The sequence below is a fragment of the Protofrankia sp. Cr1 genome (assembly GCF_963555865.1).
Lineage (GTDB): Bacteria > Actinomycetota > Actinomycetes > Frankiales > Frankiaceae > Protofrankia.
Genome location: NZ_CAUVXO010000062.1, coordinates 1 through 5481 on the forward strand (window position 1 = coordinate 1; position 5481 = coordinate 5481).

General features: G+C 69.1%; 6 protein-coding genes. All 6 read left to right on the forward strand.

Annotated elements, in window-relative coordinates; all coding sequences use genetic code 11:
• The first annotated feature begins 98 nt into the window (after positions 1-98).
• Positions 99-1049 carry a PaaX family transcriptional regulator C-terminal domain-containing protein gene (locus tag U9980_RS08090; protein ID WP_322767382.1) on the forward strand — a complete coding sequence of 317 codons (951 nt, stop codon included), beginning with the start codon at positions 99-101 and terminating at the stop codon, positions 1047-1049.
• Between the two features lie 211 nt (positions 1050-1260).
• A complete protein-coding gene (locus tag U9980_RS08095; RefSeq protein WP_322767371.1) occupies positions 1261-2157 on the forward strand; it encodes an MHYT domain-containing protein in 897 nt (298 codons plus the stop codon).
• 75 nt (positions 2158-2232) lie between these two features.
• Positions 2233-3648 carry a replication-associated recombination protein A gene (locus U9980_RS08100; RefSeq protein WP_322767372.1) on the forward strand — a complete coding sequence of 472 codons (1416 nt, stop codon included), beginning with the start codon at positions 2233-2235 and terminating at the stop codon, positions 3646-3648.
• Between the two features lie 290 nt (positions 3649-3938).
• Positions 3939-4466 carry a DUF948 domain-containing protein gene (locus tag U9980_RS08105; RefSeq protein ID WP_322747545.1) on the forward strand — a complete coding sequence of 176 codons (528 nt, stop codon included), beginning with the start codon at positions 3939-3941 and terminating at the stop codon, positions 4464-4466.
• Complete coding sequence (locus U9980_RS08110; RefSeq protein ID WP_322767373.1) at positions 4466-4789, forward strand: hypothetical protein; 324 nt, start codon at positions 4466-4468, stop codon at positions 4787-4789. Before U9980_RS08105 ends, U9980_RS08110 begins: the two co-directional genes overlap by 1 nt.
• Positions 4790-4900: 111 nt before the next feature.
• Positions 4901-5401, forward strand: a complete 501-nt coding sequence (ruvX, locus tag U9980_RS08115; protein ID WP_416210194.1) for a Holliday junction resolvase RuvX — start codon at positions 4901-4903, stop codon at positions 5399-5401.
• The last annotated feature ends 80 nt before the right edge of the window (positions 5402-5481 follow it).

Consider the following 5481-nt stretch of genomic DNA (forward strand, 5'->3'; position numbering starts at 1 on the left):
CGTCGACGGGCGAACAGGCGTCGACGGATGGATGGACGTCGGTGGGCAGGCGAATGCCGGCAGGTGGTCTCGGCGGAGCCGTTGGGACCGGTGTGGACATGCTCGTAAAATCATCTTTCGTGACAACATCCGTGTCCGTCGTCACCCGCGACCGCTCGTCAGAAGTCGACCTACCTCGCCTGCAGAGCGGCGTCCAACCGCAGCGCCTCCTCACGACGCTTCTCGGCGACTACTGGAACGGACGTAAGGAGCACATACCGTCCGCGGCCCTTGTCCATCTGCTGGCGGACTTCGGTATCTCCACAGTTGGCGCGCGTGCCGCACTGAGCCGACTCGCCCGGCGAGGTCTGCTGGATTCCTCGCGGATCGGCCGCAACACGTACTACGGCCTGACCGGCCAGGCAGCCGACGCCCTGCGGGAGGGTGCCGGGCGCATTCTGTCGTTCGGGCAGTGCCACACGCCCTGGGACGGCCACTGGACGGTGGCCGCCTTCTCCATTCCGGAAGAGCAGCGTGATGTGCGCCATGCCGTCCGGAACAAACTGCGTTGGCTGGGTTTCGCCCCATTGTATGACGGCATGTGGGTGACGCCCCGGTCGGTCGCGGATGCGGCCTTCCGAATGTTCGCGGAACTCGACGTTTCCCAGGCGACCATCATGACGGCCACCGCCGAAACCGGGATCATCGGCCCCCGGTCGCCGATCGAGGCGTGGGATCTGCGCGACCTGCGGTCCCGCTATGAGGAGTTCATTGTCGTCCATACGCCCCTGCTGGGGCGGATCAGACTGGGCGAGGTGGGCCCGTCCGAGTCGCTGGTTGCCCGTACCGCCGTGATGGACGCGTGGCGACGGTTCCCAAGTCTTGATCCCGACCTGCCGCTGGACCTGCTGCCGGCGCGCTGGCCGCGCGGTGAGGCACATCAGGTTTTCGGCGAGATCTACAATGCGCTCGCGCCACGTGCGGTCGATCGGGTATGCCAGATAATCATGGAGATTTCGCCGGAGCTCGACGGCCTCGTCCGTCACTACACGATCACTTGGGACTGCTGACCACCTGGAGCGCCCGCCCCTATTGCCGGCCGCAGGTCAGGGGATTGCCGGCCGGTCGGTAAGTATCGATGAAGGCCACCGGAACCGTTACGGCTCCGTCCCGTCGACCGGGTATCCACCGGCCGGCACGCTTCGGCACGACCAGTTTCATACCTAGGTGTGCTAAAAACGAGACAAACGAGGCATTTTTGGCATCAGTTGGGAGAATCTCATGGGTCTTGCGGCGGCAGCGCATCACACGGCCGACTACGACCTGCTGTTCGTCTGCGTGTCCGTCGGTCTGGCGCTGATGGGTTCGTTTGCCGCACTGGTGAGCGCGTTACGCATTCCCGGGAGCGGGGCCGCCGTGCGGCGACGCTGGGTCGCGTCCGCCGCCTTGTCTCTCGGCGGCGGCGCAATCTGGGCGATGCACTTCATGGGCATGGTCGCGTATCACGTCGAGGGGATGGACATCACCTACGACCTGGGCCTGACCGCGTTTTCCCTCGTCATCGCGGTGGCGGTGTCGGGAATCGGCCTGATGGTCGTCGCAACGAATCCCCGCAGCGTGGCTCGACTGGGTTTCGGCGGGCTCATCGCCGGTCTCGGTGTCGCGGCGATGCACTACACGGGCATGGCCGCGATGCGGACCGGCAGCACCGTCACCTACGACCCGACGCTCGTCGCGCTCTCGGTTGCGATAGCCGTGGTTGCGGCACTGGCCGCGCTGTGGATCGCCTTTCGGGTACGTAGCCGCAACCACGTGTTGGCCGCGTCGGTGGTGATGGCGGCAGCCGTCTGCGGCATGCACTACACGGGCATGGCCGCCACCCGGGTCGCCGTCACGTCCGGGGTGACGCAGCCCGGTGATGGCGTCGACCCGATCACGTTGAGCCTCGCCGTGTGCGTCCTGGCCTTCTCCATCCTGGCGATAGTCATCTTCTCGGCCCTGGGCGGGGTCAGCGAGACGGACGTCTTCACTCGTGCGGCCGCGGTCCACGGCCAGGCTGCACCCTTGGCGGGAGGCCCGCTGTCACCCTCAGTGGAAGGCCCGCCGGTGGACGTGTTCGGCCGGACAGGCGACGCCGGGCGGCGGGGACACCGCCGTGACCGCGTCACGCGACTGTGAGAACGCGACTGTGGGAGCGCGGCTCCGGCACAGCCGGCAGCACGACATCCGCGCGGGCGGTCATACGGTAGGCGGGTGAACCTGTTCGATGGCGGGCTCGAGCAGGCCCTCGCGACGTCGGGTCCGCTCGCGGCCCGGCTGCGCCCCCGCACCCTCGATGATGTCGTCGGGCAACGTCACCTGCTCGGGCCGGGCAGCCCGCTGCGGCGCCTGGCCGAGGGCGGCGGTACGACCTCGGTCCTGCTGTGGGGGCCGCCGGGTACCGGCAAGACAACCCTGGCCCACGTCATTGCGGGTTCCGGTGGGCGCCGGTTCCGTGAGTTGTCGGCGGTCACGGCCGGGGTGAAGGATGTGCGGGCGGCGATCGACGAGGCGCGTGACGCGCTGGCGATGTCCGGTGTGCGGACGGTGCTGTTCATCGACGAGGTCCACCGTTTCACCAGGACCCAGCAGGATGCACTGTTGCCCGCGGTGGAGAACGGCTTGGTCACGCTGGTCGCCGCCACCACCGAGAATCCGTTCTTCGCGGTGGTGGCACCGCTGCTGTCCCGGTCGCTACTGCTCACGCTGGAGCCGCTCACCGACGGCGATCTCCTCATCCTGATTAACCGGGCGCTCGCCGACCCTCGTGGTTATGGTGGCCGACTCGCGTTGGACGATGACGCGGTCGATCACCTGCTGCGCCTGGCCGGCGGCGACGCCCGACGTGTCCTGACCGCGCTGCAGGCCGCCGGCGACGCCGCGCTGGGGGCGCTGGGGGCTCGCGGGGCGGATGCCCCCGCCCGCGTCGACCTCGCAACTGTCGAGCAAGCGGTGAACAGGGCCGCGGTCAGCTACGACCGGGCTGGTGACCAGCACTATGACGTGGCGAGCGCGTTCATCAAGTCCATCCGTGGCGGGGATGTCGACGCAGCCCTGCACTACCTGGCCCGGATGCTGGAAGCGGGGGAGGACCCTCGTTTCATCGCCCGCAGGTTGATCATCTTGGCCAGTGAGGACGTGGGACTGGCTGAGCCCGGCGCACTGGGCGTGGCGGTGGCCGCGGCGGCGGCCCTGGAGACGGTGGGTCTGCCCGAGGCACGGCTTGCGCTGGCCCAGGCCGTGATCCATCTCGCGCTGGCACCGAAGTCCAACGCTGTCATCCGGGCCGTCGACGCGGCTGTAGCCGATGTCCGGGCGGGGCGTGCCGGCCCGGTGCCCGTCCATCTTCGCGACGGGCACTACCCGGGCGCGGGTCGGCTGGGCCATGGCGGGGGCTACCGGTATCCCCACGACCACCCCGGTGGCGTGGTCGGCCAGCAGTATGCGCCCGACTCGTTGGTGGCTCGCGACTACTACCAGCCGAGCGGGAACGGGTTCGAATCGCGTGCCTCGCAGCGGCTGGCGTTCCTGCGTGCCACCCTGCGAGGCGCCGGTCATCCGGCCGCCGCCCACGGCGATGTGGACGAGCCGTCAGGGGCGAGTGGCCACGAAGCTGGTCGCGCTCGGTAGGGTCGCTCCAGGAACGCCCCAGCCTCGGGCGTTCCCGGCCGGTCCACCGACCGTGACCACGGCAGGAGCCCACCAGGGAGGCTCTGGCGGTTCTGGCGGACGTCGGTGGTACGGCCGGTAATGGATGAACATCCACCGGATGGCCGTGAGCCGGTGCCCCGATGCTGTCGGGTACCGCGTCCGGGCGCCGGTACTGTTGGGTTACGCCGATATTACTGGATTACGACAATAGTGCTTGATTATGACGATATGGCTGGGCTACGGCCCATGACAGCGGAGGCGGAGCACACATGTCCGGTGGTGCGATCGCGGGACTGATCGCGGCGGGGGCGTTCTCCGTGCTCGTCCTGTTCGGCTGCTACGTGTTGTTCAAGCTTGGGAAGATCTTCGACGAGGCGGCCGCGCGGGTTCGTCAGACCGGGCTTGTCATCGACGAGGGCACCGCGCGGGTTCGGCAGGCGGGCGCGACCGTGGACGAGGTGAACCTTGCCCTCAGCCATGTGAACAAGGAGCTGGACCGGGTCGACGCCATCACGGCGAACGTGCAGTCGATCTCGACGAACATCTCCTCGCTCACGTCGCTGTTCGCGGCCACGCTCGGTGGTCCGGTTGTGCGGGTCGCGGCGTTCACCTACGGGGTTCGGCGCGCGGCGGCCAAGCGGAGCCGCGCGGACATCGAGTCGCGGGTCACGGCGGAGATCAAGGCCGACCGCACGTCCCGGCGGACCGCACGGCGCGCCGGCACGGCCGGCGTCGGGGTACCGGGGCTGCAGACATCCGGCGCCGGGGTTCCGGGGCCCGAGAGCAGGAGTGCATAATGCCCCGGATGTTCTACATCGCCCTTGGTGCGGCGGTCGGCGTGGTCACCGTTCGGCGGGCCGCCCGCGCGGCGTCCACGCTCACCCCGGCGCACATGGCCGGTTCCCTCGCGCAGTCGGTGCAGGATTTCGTGGCGGACGTCCGGGAGGGCATGGCGGAGCGGGAGGATGAACTTCGGCAGGCTCTCGGGATCGGCGCCGGTGACGCCGGTGACGACGGTGACGCCGGTGACGCCGGTGACGCCGGTGACGACGATGCACCGGGTGGGACATCCGACGGGCGAGCCGACGTGCCGGACGTCGCGGATGCGCACCGCCGCTAGCTTGCCCGGGAGGTCCGGGAGGTCCGGGAGGTCGTCCGGGGACAGGGGCGGGGGCGCCCGGTGACCCGCCGGACGGGCGTGCGCGTCGGTGTGGACGTAGGCACGGTACGGGTGGGAGTCGCCGCCAGCGATCCTGATGCAAGGATCGCTTTTCCGGTGACGACGTTGCGACGCGATCCCCGAATGCAACGCGATCTTGATGAGCTTGCAATTATTATTCGGGATCGTCGGGCTGTGGAGGTCGTCGTGGGTCTGCCGACGCAGCTGTCCGGGGTCGAGGGGCCAGCGGCCCGCCAGGCTCGGGCCTACGCCGATCTTCTTGCGGCACGCGTTACCCCTGTCCCGGTTCGGCTGGTCGACGAACGGATGACCACGGTCGTGGCCCACCGTCGGATGGCTGAACGTGGCATGCGCGCCCGGGCTCGTCGTGGAGTTGTGGATCAGGAGGCAGCCGTGCAGATCCTGCAGTCCGTGCTGGACGCCCCGCCGGACGGGGGCGCGGCCCGAGCAGCGGTCACGCCGCCTGCCGGTCAACGGGTGGACGAGGCCTCGATGCGCGTGCGCAGGGGAGCCGAGGAACCGAGGTCGGACCGACCCGCGGACAGCGCATGATCAGCGATGATCTCGATGAGTTGCTCGGTGACGCGCCGAACGGCGGTAGGCCCGAGCACCATCCGGACGACGACGACGAC

What these genes read in the sequence shown, in the direction of transcription:
- U9980_RS08090 (WP_322767382.1), top strand. Translation starts at nt 99, where the DNA reads ATGCTCGTAAAATCATCTTTCGTGACAACATCCGTGTCCGTCGTCACC.
- U9980_RS08095 (WP_322767371.1), top strand. Translation starts at nt 1,261, where the DNA reads ATGGGTCTTGCGGCGGCAGCGCATCACACGGCCGACTACGACCTGCTG.
- U9980_RS08105 (WP_322747545.1), top strand. Translation starts at nt 3,939, where the DNA reads ATGTCCGGTGGTGCGATCGCGGGACTGATCGCGGCGGGGGCGTTCTCC.
- U9980_RS08110 (WP_322767373.1), top strand. Translation starts at nt 4,466, where the DNA reads ATGCCCCGGATGTTCTACATCGCCCTTGGTGCGGCGGTCGGCGTGGTC.